Source organism: Kitasatospora sp. NPDC057904 (assembly GCF_042887925.1).
GTDB lineage: Bacteria > Actinomycetota > Actinomycetes > Streptomycetales > Streptomycetaceae > Kitasatospora.
In genome coordinates this window covers 282,658-298,529 of sequence record NZ_JBHVOL010000006.1, presented here as the reverse complement: position 1 = coordinate 298,529, position 15,872 = coordinate 282,658, and the positions used below count along the sequence as shown (strand labels likewise).

General features: G+C 73.7%; 13 protein-coding genes. 7 read left to right on the top strand and 6 right to left on the bottom strand.

Going from position 1 to position 15,872, the window contains the following annotated elements:
• The first annotated feature begins 199 nt into the window (after window positions 1-199).
• The gene (locus tag ACFVSN_RS18185; protein ID WP_387956023.1) at window positions 200-1,672 is read left to right on the top strand and encodes a purine-cytosine permease family protein; all 1,473 of its coding nucleotides are present in this window, start codon (window positions 200-202) and stop codon (window positions 1,670-1,672) included.
• 79 nt (window positions 1,673-1,751) lie between these two features.
• On the opposite strand, the gene nadC is transcribed toward ACFVSN_RS18185, so the two are convergent.
• Together nadC and ACFVSN_RS18175 are read right to left on the bottom strand one after the other, a co-directional pair.
• Window positions 1,752-2,756 carry a carboxylating nicotinate-nucleotide diphosphorylase gene (gene nadC / locus ACFVSN_RS18180; RefSeq protein ID WP_387956020.1) on the bottom strand — a complete coding sequence of 335 codons (1,005 nt, stop codon included), beginning with the start codon at window positions 2,754-2,756 and terminating at the stop codon, window positions 1,752-1,754.
• Between the two features lie 2 nt (window positions 2,757-2,758).
• Window positions 2,759-4,480, bottom strand: coding sequence for an L-aspartate oxidase (locus tag ACFVSN_RS18175; RefSeq protein ID WP_387956018.1), 1,722 nt, complete (start codon window positions 4,478-4,480; stop codon window positions 2,759-2,761).
• Window positions 4,481-4,619: 139 nt separating this feature from the next.
• Between ACFVSN_RS18175 and ACFVSN_RS18170 the strand changes: the two genes are divergently transcribed.
• Window positions 4,620-4,916, top strand: a complete 297-nt coding sequence (locus tag ACFVSN_RS18170; RefSeq protein ID WP_387956016.1) for a winged helix-turn-helix transcriptional regulator — start codon at window positions 4,620-4,622, stop codon at window positions 4,914-4,916.
• A gap of 63 nt (window positions 4,917-4,979) precedes the next feature.
• Here the strand turns inward: ACFVSN_RS18170 and ACFVSN_RS18165 are convergent, their stop codons facing one another.
• Window positions 4,980-5,957 carry a helix-turn-helix transcriptional regulator gene (locus ACFVSN_RS18165; RefSeq protein ID WP_387956014.1) on the bottom strand — a complete coding sequence of 326 codons (978 nt, stop codon included), beginning with the start codon at window positions 5,955-5,957 and terminating at the stop codon, window positions 4,980-4,982.
• Between the two features lie 114 nt (window positions 5,958-6,071).
• On the opposite strand from ACFVSN_RS18165, the gene ACFVSN_RS18160 reads away from it, so the two are divergent.
• From ACFVSN_RS18160 to ACFVSN_RS18150, 3 genes are all read left to right on the top strand, one after another.
• The gene (locus tag ACFVSN_RS18160) at window positions 6,072-6,476 is read left to right on the top strand and encodes a VOC family protein (protein ID WP_387956012.1); all 405 of its coding nucleotides are present in this window, start codon (window positions 6,072-6,074) and stop codon (window positions 6,474-6,476) included.
• A gap of 81 nt (window positions 6,477-6,557) precedes the next feature.
• Entirely contained in the window at window positions 6,558-7,478 is a 921-nt protein-coding gene (locus ACFVSN_RS18155; RefSeq protein WP_387956010.1) for a hypothetical protein, read from the top strand.
• Window positions 7,479-7,512: 34 nt separating this feature from the next.
• Window positions 7,513-8,745 carry an epoxide hydrolase family protein gene (locus ACFVSN_RS18150; protein ID WP_387956008.1) on the top strand — a complete coding sequence of 411 codons (1,233 nt, stop codon included), beginning with the start codon at window positions 7,513-7,515 and terminating at the stop codon, window positions 8,743-8,745.
• A gap of 111 nt (window positions 8,746-8,856) precedes the next feature.
• On the opposite strand, the gene ACFVSN_RS18145 is transcribed toward ACFVSN_RS18150, so the two are convergent.
• Genes ACFVSN_RS18145 through ACFVSN_RS18135 form a run of 3 tightly spaced genes read right to left on the bottom strand, consistent with a single transcriptional unit; the run spans window position 8,857 to window position 12,525 of the window.
• A complete protein-coding gene (locus tag ACFVSN_RS18145) occupies window positions 8,857-11,256 on the bottom strand; it encodes an FtsX-like permease family protein (RefSeq protein WP_387956006.1) in 2,400 nt (799 codons plus the stop codon).
• Window positions 11,257-11,260: 4 nt separating this feature from the next.
• Window positions 11,261-12,025 (bottom strand): ABC transporter ATP-binding protein, encoded by a 765-nt coding sequence (locus ACFVSN_RS18140; protein ID WP_387956004.1) that lies wholly within the window; start codon window positions 12,023-12,025, stop codon window positions 11,261-11,263.
• On the bottom strand, window positions 12,022-12,525 hold the full coding sequence (locus ACFVSN_RS18135; RefSeq protein ID WP_359970602.1) for a PadR family transcriptional regulator: 504 nt from the start codon (window positions 12,523-12,525) through the stop codon (window positions 12,022-12,024). Before ACFVSN_RS18135 ends, ACFVSN_RS18140 begins: the two co-directional genes overlap by 4 nt.
• A 146-nt stretch (window positions 12,526-12,671) precedes the next feature.
• Between ACFVSN_RS18135 and ACFVSN_RS18130 the strand changes: the two genes are divergently transcribed.
• Both ACFVSN_RS18130 and ACFVSN_RS18125 read left to right on the top strand, forming a co-directional pair.
• Window positions 12,672-13,979, top strand: a complete 1,308-nt coding sequence (locus ACFVSN_RS18130; RefSeq protein ID WP_387956002.1) for an ABC transporter substrate-binding protein — start codon at window positions 12,672-12,674, stop codon at window positions 13,977-13,979.
• A gap of 194 nt (window positions 13,980-14,173) precedes the next feature.
• Entirely contained in the window at window positions 14,174-15,871 is a 1,698-nt protein-coding gene (locus tag ACFVSN_RS18125; RefSeq protein ID WP_387956000.1) for a glycoside hydrolase family 13 protein, read from the top strand.
• Window position 15,872 lies beyond the last annotated feature (1 nt).

Genomic DNA, 15,872 nt, shown 5'->3' with positions numbered 1-15,872 from the left:
GAACGACGCCGCACCGGTTCGGCGGCGCGACACGACGGCGATGGTCCGCGGTCGGCTGATCACCAGCAAGCAACCGCATCAATCAGGTCACATCTAGAACATCGTATGATGACCCAACTCCCGCGCTACGCGCGAAGAGTTCCATAGATGTTCCATTTGCCCGATTAATCTCCCGCTTCACACGCACGGAGCCACCCTCATGGACAACCTGTCCACCGTCGACGTCGACGGCGCGATAGAGACCCGCGGTATCGAACCCGTCCCCGACCACGAGCGCGGGGGCAGAGTCCGGGAGCTCTTCCCGACCTGGGTCGCGGCGAACATCAGCGTCCTGCTGCTCACCATGGGTGCCGCCCTGGTCGTGTTCAACCAGCTGAACTTCTGGCAGGTCCTGATCGTCGCGGCGTGCGCCGCGCTCATCTCGTTCGGCATGGTCGGCGTGCTGTCGGTCTCCGGCAAGTGGGGCGGGGCGCCGGGCGCGACCCTCTCGCGGGCCACCTTCGGGGTGCGCGGCAACCTCTTCCCCGGCGCGATCCTCTGGATCGCCCGGTTCGGCTGGGAGACGATCAACGCCGTCACCGGCGCCTACGCCGTGCTGACCGTCCTCGACCTGATGTTCGGCGTCAAGAGCAACACCGCGCTGATCGTGATCACGCTGTTCGCCTTCGTCGCCTGCACCTTCCTGGTCTCCGGCATGGGCCGCAAGGCGCTGAACGTCTGCAACACCTGGTCGACGTACCTCTTCGGTCTCTTCAGCGTCCTGGTGCTGGGCTACCTGATCGCGACCATGAAGTGGAGCGAGGTCTTCGCCAAGCCCGCGGGCACCACCGCGATGATGATCGCCGGCATCGGGACCATCGCCGCCGGCGGCATCAGCTGGGTCCCGACCGGTCCCGACTTCGCCCGCTACCTGCCGCACGCCGCGTCCGGCAAGAAGATCGTCGGCGTAACGGTCTCCGGCGCCGGCCTGGTCATGGTGCCGATGGTGCTGATGGGCGCCGTCATGGCGGTGGCCTCCCCCGGCCTGGCCCAGGCCGCGGACCCGGTCTCCTTCCTCGGCGACCTGCTGCCGACCTGGCTGGCCGTGCCCTACCTGCTCACCGCGATCGTGGGCATGCTGCTGATCAACAGCCTCTCCATGTACTCGGCCGGCTTCACCGCGCAGACCATGGGCGTCAAGCTCCCGCGCGCCCTGGCCGTCAGCATCAACGCCGTGATCTCGCTGGTCGGCGGCCTGCTGCTGATGCTGGTCGCCAAGAGCTTCCTGGGCTCCTTCATCACCTTCCTGATCCTGCTCGCCGTCTCCTTCTCGGCCTGGATCGGCGTCTACGCGGTGGACATGTTCCGCCGCCGGTCGCGCGCGGTGCGCTACGACGCCGCCGCGCTGATGGACACCAGCAGGAACAGCCGCTACTGGTACGCGGGTGGCTTCTGCTGGCAGGCGATGGTGTCCTGGGTGCTCGCACTGCTCTTCGGGCTCGCCTTCACCAAGTGCGACTGGTTCGCCGGCCCGCTCTCCGGCACACCGGTCGGCAAGTACGGGCTCGCCTGGGCGGCGACCATCGTGATCTCCGCCGTGATCATGGCCGTGCTCCCCGAGCCCCGGGAGAACACCCCCGCCGGGCAGCCCGCCGACATCCGGGCGGAGCAGCCCGAGAAGGTCACCGCCTGACCGCACTCCAGAACACCCCCGGACCGCCCGGGCACCGACTCCCCCGAGCCGGCGCCCGGGCGGTCCGTTTCTGCCCCGCTCAGGTACGACCCGGAGCCGAACGTGCGGTGGTACTCGTGCGTACGAGCCGGTGCTGCCGGTCGTGTCGGAGGTCCAGGCCGATGTCGAGGATCGGCGAGGAGTGCGTCAGGGCTCCGACCGAGAGGTAGTCGACACCCGCCTCGGCGTACGCGCGGGCCGTGTCGAGGGTCAGGCGGCCGGAGGACTCCAGCATCGCCCGGCCGTCGACCAGGGCCACGGCCTCGGCCGTCTCCGCCGGGGTGAAGTTGTCCAGGAGGATCAAGTCCGCGCCGGCGTCCAGGACTTCGGCGAGCTGGGTGAGGGTGTCGACCTCCACCTCGATCGCGAGGCCGGGGAAGCTTTCGCGGACGAGCGTGAAGGCCTCGGCCACGCCTCCCGCCGCCACCACGTGGTTGTCCTTGACCAGGGCCGCGTCCGAGAGGGACATGCGGTGGTTGACGCCGCCGCCGCAGCGGAGCGCGTACTTCTCCAGGGAGCGCAGGCCCGGGGTCGTCTTGCGGGTGTCGCGGACCTCGGCCCTGGTGCCTTCGACGGCGTCCGCCCAGGCGCTGGTGGCCGTCGCGATGCCCGAGAGGCGGCAGAGGAGGTTGAGGGCGCTGCGCTCGGCAGTGAGCAGATCGCGGGTGCGGGCGGTGACCGAGAGGAGTTTCCGGCCCGCCTCGACGCGGTCGCCGTCCTCGACGTGGCGCTCGACCTCGAAGGTGTCCGTGCAGACCACCGAGAGCACTGCTTCGGCGATGTGGATCCCGGCGACGGTGCCCGCCTCGCGCGCGGTGAAGTCGCCTGTCGCCACGGCCTCTTCGGGGACCGTAGCGACCGTGGTGACGTCCACGCCCCCGGCCAGGTCCTCCCCGAGTGCCGTGCGCGCGATGTCCTCGACCTCGACCGGGTCCAGGCCCGCGTCCTTGAGGAGCCGGGCGAGAGCGGGGTCGAGGCCGCCTGCCCCGCCGCAGTCGTCGCTGCGGCCGTCGGCCGGGAGGAGGGGGAGGTCAAGGGTGCTCACGGTCACACCTCCTGGAGAAGGGGAGGAAGGGTAGGGGGGAATTCCGTGGTGTCCGTGGTGTGGACCGCGAGCGAGCGGTCCGACTGCAGCCGTACGACCAAGTGGCGGCGCCAGTCCGCGTCTTCGCGGTCCGGGTGGTCCTCGCGCCAGTGGCAGCCGCGGGTCTCCTCGCGGAGTCGGGCCGCGGCGACCAGGGCGCGGGCCACGCACAGGAGGTTCGTCGCCTCCCAGGCCTCGACGCCGGGGACGGCCGGCTCGCGGCCGTCGGGAGCCTCGGCGTCCGCGTCCGCCCTGATGGCTTCGAGGTGCGCGGCCGCCTCGGCGAGGCTCGCCGAGGAGCGGATCACTCCGGCGCCCCTCGTCATGATCCGCTGGATCGCGAGGCGGGTCTCGGGGGCCAGGAGCGGGAGCGTGGTGCCCTCGGGGATCACCGGGTCGGTGTGCTCGCGCGCGGTCGCCGTGATGTCGTCCGCGATGCGTTCCGCGAAGACCAGGCCCTCGAGGAGGGAATTGGAGGCGAGGCGGTTGGCGCCGTGGACCCCGGTGCACGCGACCTCGCCGCAGGCGTAGAGGCCGGGGACCGTGGTGCGGCCGCGCAGGTCGGTCCGTATGCCACCCGACGCGTGGTGGGCGGCCGGAAAGACGGGAATCGGCTCCGTGACCGGGTCGATGCCGTGGCTGCGGCAGACGGCGAGGATCGTGGGGAAGCGGCTCTCCCACATCTCGGCGCCGAAGTGGCGAGCGTCCAGGTACACGTGCTCGGTACCGTGGAGCTGCATCTGGCGGGTGATGGCCTTGGCGACGATGTCGCGGGGAGCGAGTTCGGCCAGTTCGTGCTGCCCGAGCATGAACCGGGTGCCCGTCGCGTCGACCAGGTGGGCGCCCTCGCCCCGTACCGCCTCGGACACCAGGGGCTGCTGGCCCCCCGCGCCCGGCCCCAGGTAGAGGACCGTCGGGTGGAACTGGACGAATTCGAGGTCGGCGATGTCGGCTCCGGCGCGCAGGGCGAGTGCCACGCCGTCTCCGGTGGAGACCGAGGGGTTGGTCGTCGCGGAGTAGACCTGGCCGATGCCGCCCGTCGCGAGGACGACGGCCGGGGCGCGGACCGCGCCGACGCCGTCGCGCCGGCCCTCGCCCATGACGTGCAGGGTGACGCCGGCCGTACGGCCTTCGGCGTCCGTCAGCAGGTCCAGGACCAGGGCGTTCTCGATCGTCCGGACCACTGCGGCACGGACCGCTTCGACCAGGGCGCGGGAGACCTCCGCGCCCGAGGCGTCGCCGCCCGCGTGGACGATGCGGCGGCGATGGTGGCCGCCCTCACGGGTGAGCTGGAGGTCGCCCTCGGGCGAGGTGTCGAAGTGGGCGCCGGCGGCGATGAGGCGGCGTACCGCGTCGGGACCCTCGGTGACCAGGGCGCGGACCGCGCTCTCGTCGCAGAGTCCGGCCCCCGCGACCAGCGTGTCGGCCAGGTGCTGCTCAGGGGAGTCGCCCTCGCCGAGCGCGGCCGCGATGCCGCCCTGGGCCCAGCGGGTGGAGCCGTCGTCCAGGCGGGCCTTGGTGACGACGACGGTGCGCAGGCCGGCTGCCGTGCAGCGGAGGGCCGCGGTGAGGCCCGCCACGCCGGAGCCGACGACCACGACGTCCGCGTCGATCGACCAGCCCGGGGCCGGTGCGTGCAGGCGTATGCCGGTCGCGGTCGGTGTTCCGGTTCCTGTTGCGGTCATTCGGTGCCCCCTCGAGATTGTTTCTAAATCAGAAACACGCGGTGGATGCTAGTGTTTCTGATAACGAAACACAAGGAGGACCATGCCGACACCGCGCCCAGGAACACCGGTTCGTGGATCGACGACCGGCCGTCCGATCATGGCCGCGATGGACCTCTTCGGCCGTCGGTGGGCGCTGCGCATCATCTGGGAGCTGCGGGCCGGTCCGCTCGGTGCGCGGGCGCTGCTGGCACGGTGCGCAGGCATGTCGTCCAGCGTCCTCTACCAGCGACTTCGCGAACTCTCGTCAGGCGGGATCATCGCCCCCTCGGCCGATGGCTACGAGCTCACTCGGCTGGGGGCGGAGCTCGGCGATGCCCTCCGGCCACTCGGCGAATGGGCGGCCACCTGGGCGCAGGCGCAAGAGCAGGACGATCGGGGTCCTGCGGGGGCATGAAGGCCGTCCCGGCAGGCTTCGTGCACCGCAGCCTCGGCGAACCCACCCGACCGGGGCGGGCGGTCAGGCTCGGCGGGCGTGGGACGTGAGGCGCTCGGCCAGAGCGAGGACGAGGTCGCGCAGTTCGGCGGGGCGGTCGATGACGAAGGGGCGGTCGAGGGCGGCGAGGACCGCCGGGAGCCAGTCGAGGCGCTCCACCCGCAGCTCGACGCGGCGCCAGCACTCGGCCGTCTCCTCCTCCCCCTCCTCCTCCAGGATCGCGACGGCGGCGGGGAGGTGGGCGCGGATCTGCTCGACCGTTCCGTGGATCCGCACGGTCACCTCGTGCCGGTAGTCGGCCGTGGCGAAGGCCGACAGCACCCGCTGGGCCGGATCGGGGCCCTCGGGCGCCTCGAACGAGCCGGGCAGGGGCCTGGCGTCCGCGATGCGGTCGAGCCGGAAGGTCCGGTCCTCGCCGAGCCGGGCGTCCCGGCCGGTGACGTACCAGCGGCCCGCGTGGGCGACGATCCCGTACGCGTGGAGCGTGCGGTCGCTGCGGCGTCCGTCGCGGCCGGTGTAGCGGATCGAGAGCGGCCGGTGGTGGCGCACGGCGTCGGCGACGGTGAGCAGGACCTCGGCGTCCGGGGTGTCGAACTCTCCGGGCCGGTCCGTGAAGGCGAGGGCTTCCATGAGCGTGTCGAGCCGGCGGGCGACGTGCTTCGGCAGCACCCGCCGGATCTTCGCCGCCGCCGTCTCGCCCGCCGTGCGCTCCGCCGCCGCCAGGCCCGTTCGACGGCCGGCGACCAGGCCGAGCAGCACGGCCAGTGCCTCGTCGTCGTTGAGCATCAGCGGAGGCAGGCGGTAGCCGGGGGCGAGCCGGTACCCGCCGTAGCGGCCGCGCACCGATTCCACGGGCACGTCCAGGTCGATCAGCTGGTCCACGTACCGCCGCACGGTGCGCCCCTGGACGCCGAGCCGCTCGGCGAGTTCGGCCACGGTGCGGGTGCCGCCCGACTGCAGCAGCTCCAGGAGTGTGAGGACACGGCCGGTGGGTCGGGGCATGTTCGCAGCCTAACGCGAATAGTGGACCGATTCTGTCCCCTATTTCTCCTAGCCTGCGACGTACAAACCCGTGCACGCCTCGTGCACACCTTCCGAACGGCCGAGGAGCCCGCCATGGAATTCGTCTCGATCCGCATCATCACCGCCGACGTCGCACGCCTCGTCGACTTCTACGAGCGGGCCACCGGGGCCCGGGCGGCGTGGGCCACCGAGGACTTCGCCGAGATCGCCGTCGGGGGCGCGACCCTCGCGATCGCCGGCACCCGCACCGTCCCGCTGTTCGCCCCGGGCTCCGCCCGGCCGGCGGCCAACGACAGTGTGATCACCGAGTTCCTGGTCGACGACGTGGACCTCGTCCACGAGAAGCTGACCTCGTTCGTCACCGACTTCGTCGCCGGGCCCGCCACCATGCCGTGGGGCAACCGGTCGCTGCTGCTCCGCGACCCCGACGGGAACCTCGTCAACTTCTTCACCCCCGTCACGCCGGCCGCCATCGCACGGCGGAAGGACGGCAAATAGGATTGCGCACCGCCCCCGTGAGCTGGCACGGTTTCAGCGCTTCGACGTGCGAAGCGTTCCGACGACCACGGGGGGCCGTCCATGACCACGTCCGTGCCGCCGGGCGGCCTCGCGGCCGGGTACGAGCGGCCGCCCTACTGGCAGCCGCCGGTGCCGCGGCGGCCGCCGCGGGACTGGGTGCTCGACGTGGTCCTGCCCTGGCGGCTGGCGAGCCGGCTGTACGGGCCCTACCGGATGATGCGGATGTCGGCCTCCGGCGTCGCGGCGCTGGCGGGGGCGGAGCTGCTGGATCCGATGCTGCAGCCGGTGGTCACGCAGCTGGTGGCGCAGACGCTCGACCCGCTGGTGGAGCGGCTCATGCTGGCCCGGGCGCTGCTCGGCCTCGGCCTGGTCCTCTTCGTCGTGCGGGTGGCGAACGGCGCCTCCGCCAACGAGCTGTTCCTGGACTCGTTCGGGGACAGCATCGTGATGCTGCTCAGCGGGCCGGCCGCGCTGCTGCTCGCCTGTGTGCCGCTGGTGCTGCTGGCCCGGAGCGGCACCAGGCGGCGGGTGGCGCGCCTGGTGGCCCGGCCGGTGTTCACCGGTGTGGCCACGTTCGCGGCGTTCCTGGTGATGATGAAGTCCGACGCCAACGCGTACATCGGCAACACGGTCGGGCTGAACCTGCTGGTGGCGATCTGGCTGCCGGCGTTCACCCTCCCGTCGGTGTACCTGATGCACCGCAACTCCTTCGCCGTGGGCGGGCACCCGCTGGTGCGGCCGTTGGTCGCGGTGCTGCTGGTCTGGCTCACCCTGCTCGGGCACGTCACCCTGGTCGACACCAAGCACACGTCGACGCACGACGCGGCCTCGGTGGCCGGACTGCTGGCCGGGCCGGTCGCGGTGACGGTCACCGCGGTGATCGAACTGGTGCGGCTGAGGTACCGTCACCGGGTCGGCTTCCGCGGGCCGTTGCCGCCTCGCCCCCCGCGAGAACCGCGCGGCCCGGCGGGAACGCGGTAGCGTCGGCCCTGCCCACCCCGGAAGGAGCCCCGCCATGACCACGCCCGCCTTCCCGCTGGAGCCCACCCCGATCCACGTGCCCGACGAGGTCCTCGCCGACCTCCGCGCCCGTCTCGCCTCGACCCGGCCGCCGGTGGACGAGGGCAACGAGGACTGGTCCTACGGCGTCCCGGCCGGCTACCTCCGCGAGCTGGTCGCCCACTGGCGGGACGGCTACGACTGGCGCAGGGCCGAGGCCGCGATCAACGTCCACGAGCACTACGTGGCGAAGGTCTCCGGCGTCCCGGTGCACTTCCTGCGCGAGGCCGGCCGCGGCCCGCGCCCGGTCCCGCTGATCCTCACCCACGGCTGGCCGTGGACGTTCTGGCACTGGTCGAAGGTGATCGGGCCGCTCGCCGACCCGGCGGCCTTCGGCGGGGACCCGGCCGACGCGTTCGACGTCATCGTGCCGTCCCTGCCCGGCTTCGGCTTCCCCGGGCCGCTCACCGGCTTTCCGGACGTCAACTTCTGGAAGGTCGCCGACCTCTGGCACACCCTGATGACCGAGACCCTGGGGTACGGGAAGTACGCCGCCGGGGGCTGCGACATCGGCGCGCTCGTCTCCAGCCAGCTCGGCCACAAGTACGCCGACGAGCTGTACGGCATCCACATCGGCTCCGGCCTGCCGCTCGACTTCTTCAACGGTCCCCGCGCCTGGGACTTCGCCCGGAACCGGCCCCTCACCGACGAGCAGCCCGCCGACGTCCGCGCGCGCATCGTCGAGCAGGACCACCGCTGGGCGTCGCACCTCGCCGTGCACGTGCTCGACGGTGCCACCCTGGCCCACGGGCTGGGCGACTCGCCCGCCGGGCTGCTCGCCTGGCTGCTGGAGCGGTGGAACGCCTGGAGCGACAACGGCGGCGACGTCGAGTCCGTCTTCAGCAGGGACGACCTGCTCACGCACGCCACGATCTTCTGGGTGAACAACTCCACCGCCACGTCGATGCGTTACTACGCCAACGCCAACCGCTACCCGTGGTCCCCCGCCCACGACCGCGCCCCGGCCGTGGAGGCCCCGGTCGGCCTCACCTTCGTCACGCACGAGAACCCGCCGGGCGTCCACACCGCGGACGAGCGCGTCCGGGCGTTCGAAACCGGCCCGCAGGCCGCCTGGTTCAACCACGTCAACGTCAACGCCCATGACCACGGCGGCCACTTCATCCCCTGGGAGAACCCCGACGCCTGGGTCGACGACCTGCGCCGGACGTTCCGCGGCCGCCGGCCCTGAACGCCCCGGCGGGCTCAGGCGCCGTCGTTCAGGTCGGCGCGCGTCCGCAGGAACGCGAGGTACTCGGGGTCCCCTCTCAAGACTCGCACGCGGTGCCCATCCTCCCCTGAGCTACGCGCCGGGGACGTCCGGGGTCCGGGACGACGGGCGGGGGCGCAGGACCGGGAGGGCGGAGAGGACGGCCGCCGTCGCGGCGCCGAGGGCGGCCAGGGCGAGGACCGTCCAGAGCGACGGGGCCCGCGCGATGCCCGCGCCGATGCCGCCCAGCTCGCCCTGGCGGTCGATCAGCCACCGGACGATCGGGATGCCGGCGGCGGCCCCGGCGGCGACCGTGGGCAGGGCGATGGCCGTGCCGCGCACGGCCAGCACGACGGCCGACTGGCCCGGGGTCAGGCCGAGCGCCCGCAGCAGGCCGAGGTCGCGGCGCCGCTCGTGGAAGCCCGCCGCGGCCGTGGTGAGCAGCTCCACCAGGCAGATGAGGGCGAGCAGGAGCAGCAGCCCGACCACACTGGCCCGCAGCGCGCCGGGGCGGGTGACCGGGCCGGCCGGGAGGCGCAGCTCGACCTGCCCGGCGAGTCCGGCGCGGGCGGGGAGGTCGCGCTGGACCTCGGCCGGGTCGTGGCCGGGGCGCAGCGCGAGCTGCCAGAAGTCGGGGCGGGTGGGGTCGCCGGGCCGGTCGAGGGTGTCGAAGCCGGTGGAAAGGACGCGGCCGCCGTGCTCGGGTTCGAGGTCGCGCCCGACGACGTGCAGGATGCGCGGGGTGCCGCCGGTGGTGACGCGCACCCACTGGCCGACCTTGGCGCCGAGCAGGTCGAGGGCGCCCTGGCCGGCGACGGCCTCGTCGGTCGCGCGGATCGCCCGGCCCTCGACGACGGCGTACGGGTAGGGCGCGTCGGTGGTGCCGACGGCGCGGAGGGTGAGCGTCGCTGACTGGCCGGGCGCGAGGGCCTGCATCTCGCTGCCGGGGTAGGCGCCGCGGACGGCGGGGTCGGCGGCCAGGGCGGCGGCAAGCCCGGCGTCGTCCGGCGTGCGTTCGGGGCTGGCCCGGCGGGCCGTGACGGACGGGGCGGTGACGCCGCCGTCGGGGCGGGTGACGGCGTCGAGCGTGGCCCAGGTGCTCAGGGCCAGGGTGGCGGCGACGACCGGGACGGTGAGCCGGACGGCGCTGACGACCAGGCCGGAGCGCCGGCGCAGCACGCCGCCGAGGCCGAGGACGAGGGCGGGCGGCAGCCGCCGCAGCGGGCCGAGGCGGACCGGGCGGGCCGTCATGGCGGGCGGTCGGGTGCCGTCGGTCGGCGGGACGGGGGCGACCCGGGCGGCGCGCAGGGCGGGCAGGGCGGCGGCGGCCCCGACGGCGGCGAGCGCGGCGGCCATGACGCCGACGGTGGCGGCGGTGCCGCCGGGGACGAGCCGGTGGAGGACGTCCGTCCCGCCGCCGAGGGCCGGGACGGCGCGCGCGGCGATCGCGGCGCCGCCCGCGCCGAGCAGGACGCCGGTGCCGGCCAGGAGCAATTGTTCGGCGATGAACATCCAGGCGACCTGGCCGGCGGTGAAGCCGAGCGCCTTGAGCAGGGCGATGTCGCCGGTCCTGGTGCGGATCCGGCCGCCGGCCGCGCCGGCCACCGCGAGGGCGGCGGAGACCAGTGCGGCCAGGCCGCAGAGCCCGAGCAGGAGGCCGGCGAGCCGGTCGTCCTGCTGCCGCGCGTCGCGGGCGTCGAGCCAGGTGGTGATCCGGGAGACCCGGTCGGCGCCGAGGAGGCTGACCGCCCGCTGGGCGGTGTAGGCGGCGTCGGAGGGGTGGGCGAGGCGCAGTCCGAGGGTGAGGCCCTGGGCCGCCCGGTCCGGCTGGACGAGGTCGAGGGTGGCGGGCAGGGTCCAGCCGAGGTCGTAGCCGGCGGCCTGGCTGGGCAGTTGGTCGGGGCTGTCGGCGATGCCGAGGACGCGCAGTTCGACCGGGCCGCCGTGGCCGTCGAGGACGGTCAGGCGGTCCCCGGGGCGGGCCCAGGCGGCGTCGGCCGCGGACTGTTCGAGCACGATGCCGTGGACGTCGGACGGGTCGAGCCAGCTGCCGGAGCGCAGCAGCGGGCGGGGCGCGTCCGGGGTGTCACCGCGCAGCACGAGCGTGGTGCGGTCGGTGGGGCCCGCGGTGGCGGCGCCGTCGGGGCGGCGGCCGACGAGGGTGGTCTCGGCCGTGTGCTGGGGCGGGGAGACGGCGACGACGCCGGGTTCGCGCGCGAGCAGGGCGGCGGACGGTCCGTCGTCCCCGGCCTGGGCGCTCTCGGCCCCGGCGGCCCCGGCGGCCTGGGCGGTCGCGGACGGTCGCAGGTCGATCCGGACGTCGGGCGATCCGGCGGCCTGGAACTGGCGCTGCCACGGGTCGGCGGCGGCGCCGAGCAGGGCTCCGGCGAGCAGGAGGGCCGCGGCGGTGCCGCCGGTGGCGAGGACGACGAGCAGGGCGTGGACGCGGTGCGAGCGCAGGTCGGCGCGGATCCAGCGGAGGAGGGCGCGCACCGGCTCAGCCGCCGAAGTCGATGATGTCGCGGACCCCGATGGCGCCGCGCCGCGCGGCCGGGGGCTCCTCGACCCGGGCGTCGTCGGCGATCCGGCCGTCGAAAAGGCTGACGACGCGGTCGGCGGTGCTGGCGGCCCGGGCGTCGTGGGTGACGAGCACGATCGTGGTGCCCTGCTCGTGGTAGCGGGTGAGCAGGGCGAGGACGTCGCGGGTGCTGCGGCTGTCGAGGTTGCCGGTGGGCTCGTCGGCGAGGAGCAGGTCGGGCCGGTTGACCAGGGCGCGGGCCAGGGCGACGCGCTGGCGTTCGCCACCGGAGAGTTCGCCGGGCCCGGCGGCGGCCTTGTGGGCGAGGCCGAGCTCCTCCAGGAGTTCCTGGCGGCGTTCGCGGGCGGTGCGGGCCGGCAGGCCGGCGAGGACGGCGGTCAGTTCGATGTTGTCGGCGACGGAGAAGTCCGAGAGGAGGTTGCCGCTCTGGAAGACGATGCCGTAGTGGCGCCGGCGCAGGCGGGCCCAGGCGGCCTCGCGCAGCCCGTCGACCCGGCGGCCGTCGAGCCGCAGCTCGCCCTCGTCGGGGCGCAGCAGGCCGGCGAGGAGGTGCAGCAGCGTGGACTTGCCGGCGCCGGAGGGGCCGGTGACGGCGACGAACTCGCCCCGGTCGATCCGCAGGCTGATGCCGCGGGCGGCGGGTATCAGGGTCGAGCCGCTCAGGTGCGAGCGCACCAGGGCGTCGGCGGCCAGCAGCGGCGGTATCGGCTCCGAGCCGCTCACGTGAGTTCCTCCTGGCAACGCTCCAGCCAGTCGAGGTCGGCCTGCAGGTGCAGGACGGCGCCCTCGATCAGCAGCAGCGAGGTCCGGTTGCCGCGTTCGGTGGCGGCCAGTTTGTTGAGTCCGCGCATCGTGTTGATGCAGTGCCGGCGCTGGTTGTTGATCAGCGTCAGCCGATCGGCGAGGTCGGTGCCTTCGGCGAGGATCAGCTTCATGAAGAACTCGTCCCTGACCCTCGGCCCTTCGGTGGGGGCCTCGAACCAGCCGGCGAGTTCCGCGGTGCCCTTCTCGGTGATCTCGTAGACCTTCTTGTCCGGTCTGCCCTCCTGCGTCACCTCGGTGCCGCGGATCAGTCCGGACTTCTCCAGTCGGCTCAGGGTCACGTAGATCTGGCCGATGTTCGGCTGAGGGTACGCCGCGCCGAAGGTCTGCTCAAGCCCCTGCTTGAGCTCGTACCCGTAGGCGGGCTGCCGGGCCAGCAGCGCCAGCAGCTGATGGCGCACCGGGCGTCACCTCTTCCTTGGTCTTCCGTCGTCGCTGGTTACACCTCGGTCACACAGTACGGGCAGGTGGGCGCCGTTGAGCAGGGAGGCCGTATAAAGGGACGTGCGTCGGCGCCCCACCCGCGCCGACCCGATGAAGGAGCTCCATGGCAGACCGGCCGCCCACCGGGCCCCACGCGGGCCGCCGTCGCGTGACGCGCGCGCTGGTGGGCGGGGCGGCGGTGCTCGCGGCCGGGGGCGCGTCCGCCTGGTACGGCCTGGCCGGGCGCTCGCACGCGGCGGGCGATCCACAGGGCGTCGGGCCGGTCACGCTGGCCACCGGCCGGGACACCACGCACTACCTGGGCGGGCTGCTGGCCGACTGGAACGCCGAGCACCCGGACCAGCCGGCCGAGCTGGTCGAGCTGCCGGCGGCGGCGGACGAGGTGCACGCCCAGCTGGCCGGGGAGCTGTCGGCCGGCGGCAGCCGTTTCGACGTGCTCAACATCGACGTCGTGTGGACGGCCGAGTTCGCGGCCCGCCGCTGGACGGCGGCGCTGGACGAGGCGGAGTTCGCGCTGGACGGCCTCCTCCCGCCGGTCGTCGGCACCGGACGGTACGACGGGCGGCTGTACGCGGTGCCGTTCGTCGCCAACGCCGCCCTGCTGTACTACCGCAGCGACGTGCTGGCCGCCGCCGGCGAGCAGCCGCCCACGACGTGGGACGAACTGGCCCGGCAGGCCAGGACGCTGGCGCCCGCGCACGGACTGGGCGGGTACGCGGGCCAGTTGAGCCCGTACGAGGGACTCGCCGTCAACGCGCTGGAGGCCATCCGCTCGGCGGGCGGGGACCTGCTGGCGGGCGACGGCTCGGTCGTGGTGGACAGCCCGCAGGCCCGGGCCGGGCTGGAGTTCCTGGCCGGGGGCGTGCGCGACCGGTGGATCCCGCCCGAGGTGCTCGGCTACCAGGAGGAGGAGTCCCGCGCGGCGTTCGAGCGCGGCGGCCTGCTCTTCCTGCGGAACTGGCCGTACGTCTACCACGAGGTCGCCACGGCCGGCTCGCCGGTGGCGGGGCGGTTCGGCGTGGTGCCGCTGCCGGGACCGCACGGGCCGGGCAGCGGCGTACTGGGCGGGTCGGGGCTGGCGGTCAGCCGGTTCTCCCGGCACCAGCGCACCGCGCGGGCGCTGATCGGCTACCTGACGAGCCGGCGCGCGCAGTCCCGCGTGCTGACCGACGGCGGACTGCCGCCCGTGCGGGCGGACCTCTACACGGATCCGGAGCTGACGGCCCGCTTCCCGTACCTGCCGGTGCTCCGCACGGCGATCCTGGCGGCCGGGGCGCGCCCCGGCGTGCCGCAGTACCAGCAGCTGAGCCTCGCATTCAGCGAGTCGGCGTTCGAGGTCGTGTCGGGCCGCCGGAGCGCCGATGCGGCGCTGCCCCGGCTGGCGGCCGACCTGCGCGCCATCGTCGGCTGAGCCTTCGCGCCGGCCGTCTTCGGGGGCGTTCCCCTGGTTCCTGAGCACCTACTCGCGAGTACCTAACACGTATCTATGTCGAGCCGGTCTGGCTCGTTCGTAATCCCTGGAAAACCCTTTTGAAGCAGGGTCTTAACAGCGGACGTCTCTGCCTGCTATACCTAACGCGAATGCATAACCGTTGGAGTAGCGAGATGCCCCACACCCTCCCCGACGGCGACGCGGCCGCCTTGCCGCGCGCTCGGTCACACGCCCTCATCGCCCCCGCCGCCCGCCCCTGGTGGCGCGACGCGGTGATCTACCAGATCTACGTGCGCAGCTTCCGCGACACCGACGGCGACGGCGTCGGCGACCTCGCCGGCGTCCGTGAACGCCTGTACCACGTGCGGCAGTTGGGCGCCGACGGCGTCTGGCTCAACCCGTTCTACGTCTCGCCCCAGCACGACCACGGCTACGACATCGCCGACCACTGCGCCGTCGACCCGGTCTACGGGGACCTCGCCGAGTTCGACCGCCTGGTGGCGGACTGCCGCCTGCTCGGCCTCAAGCTGGTCCTGGACGTCGTGCCCAACCACTGCTCCAGCGAGCACCCGTGGTTCCGGAAGGCGCTGGCCAACGGCCCCGGCAGCCCCGAGCGGGCCCGGTTCCACTTCGCCGAGGGCCGCGGCGAGCACGGCGAACTGCCGCCCAACAACTGGCGGGCCATGTTCGGCGGCCCCGCCTGGAGCCGGGTCACCGAGCCCGACGGGCGGCCCGGCCAGTGGTACCTGCACCTGTTCACCCCGGAACAGCCGGACTTCAACTGGCGCGACCCCGACGTCGGCGCCCACTTCGAGGAGGTCCTGCGGTTCTGGCTGGACCGCGGCGTCGACGGCTTCCGGATCGACGTCGCGGCCGGGCTCTACAAGCACCCCGACCTGCCCGACTCCCCCGACCCGGACGTCGACGAGCGCACCCGCGACTCGGTCAACCCACTGGCCTGGAACCAGCCCGAGGTGCACGGCGTGTGGCGCCGGTGGCGGGCGGTCTGCGAGGAGTACACCGCCCGCGACGGCCACGAGCGCCTCCTCGTCGGCGAGGCCTCCGTGCCCACCCCGGCCGAACAGGCGCTGTACGTGCGGCCCGACGAACTGCACCAGGCCTTCTTCTTCCACCTGCTGCACGCGCCGTGGGACCTCGCGCACTTCCACCGGGTGATCGACGACGCCGTGCGGGACATCACCGCCACCGGCTCGACCGTCACCTGGGTGCTCAACAACCACGACCAGGTCCGCACGACGACCCGCTTCGCCGGCCAGGACCCGGCCTCCGGCCCGGCGCGGGCCGCGGCGGCCGCCCTGCTGATGCTCGCCCTGCCCGGCGCCGCCTACATCTACCAGGGCGAGGAGCTCGGACTACCCGAAGTCCTGGACCTGCCGGACGATTTGGTCACCGACCCGATCTTCCGGCGGACCGGCAGCCGCACCGGGATCCGCGACGGCTGCCGGATCCCGCTGCCGTGGTCGGGCACCGAGGCGCCGTTCGGATTCAGCCCGCCGGACGCCCCGGCCGCGCCCTGGCTGCCGCAGCCGGCCGCGTTCGCCGCCCACACCGCCGAACGGCAGCGGGCCGACGCCGGATCCGTCTACCACCTGTACCGCACCGCACTGCAGTTGCGCCGGGAACTCCCCCAGCTCGGCGAGGGCACGCTGCGGTGGCTGGAGGCCCCGCAAGGGGTCCTCGCGTTCGTCCGCGGCGAGGGCCTGGTGTGCGCCGTCAACTTCGGCGACACCTACGCACCGGCCCCGGTCGCCGGTCCTCCCCTGCTCGCCAGCGGCCCGTGCGTCGACGGCCTCCTGCCGCCGGCCACCGCCGCCTGGTGGATCAAGTCCACTTCCGCACAAGCGATCTGAC

Excerpts from the sequence above, each read along its gene's own strand:
- ACFVSN_RS18185 (WP_387956023.1), top strand. The coding sequence starts at position 200 with ATGGACAACCTGTCCACCGTCGACGTCGACGGCGCGATAGAGACCCGC.
- ACFVSN_RS18175 (WP_387956018.1), bottom strand. The coding sequence starts at position 4,480 with ATGACCGCAACAGGAACCGGAACACCGACCGCGACCGGCATACGCCTG.
- ACFVSN_RS18170 (WP_387956016.1), top strand. The coding sequence starts at position 4,620 with ATGGCCGCGATGGACCTCTTCGGCCGTCGGTGGGCGCTGCGCATCATC.
- ACFVSN_RS18165 (WP_387956014.1), bottom strand. The coding sequence starts at position 5,957 with ATGCCCCGACCCACCGGCCGTGTCCTCACACTCCTGGAGCTGCTGCAG.
- ACFVSN_RS18160 (WP_387956012.1), top strand. The coding sequence starts at position 6,072 with ATGGAATTCGTCTCGATCCGCATCATCACCGCCGACGTCGCACGCCTC.
- ACFVSN_RS18155 (WP_387956010.1), top strand. The coding sequence starts at position 6,558 with ATGACCACGTCCGTGCCGCCGGGCGGCCTCGCGGCCGGGTACGAGCGG.
- ACFVSN_RS18150 (WP_387956008.1), top strand. The coding sequence starts at position 7,513 with ATGACCACGCCCGCCTTCCCGCTGGAGCCCACCCCGATCCACGTGCCC.
- ACFVSN_RS18130 (WP_387956002.1), top strand. The coding sequence starts at position 12,672 with ATGGCAGACCGGCCGCCCACCGGGCCCCACGCGGGCCGCCGTCGCGTG.
- ACFVSN_RS18125 (WP_387956000.1), top strand. The coding sequence starts at position 14,174 with ATGCCCCACACCCTCCCCGACGGCGACGCGGCCGCCTTGCCGCGCGCT.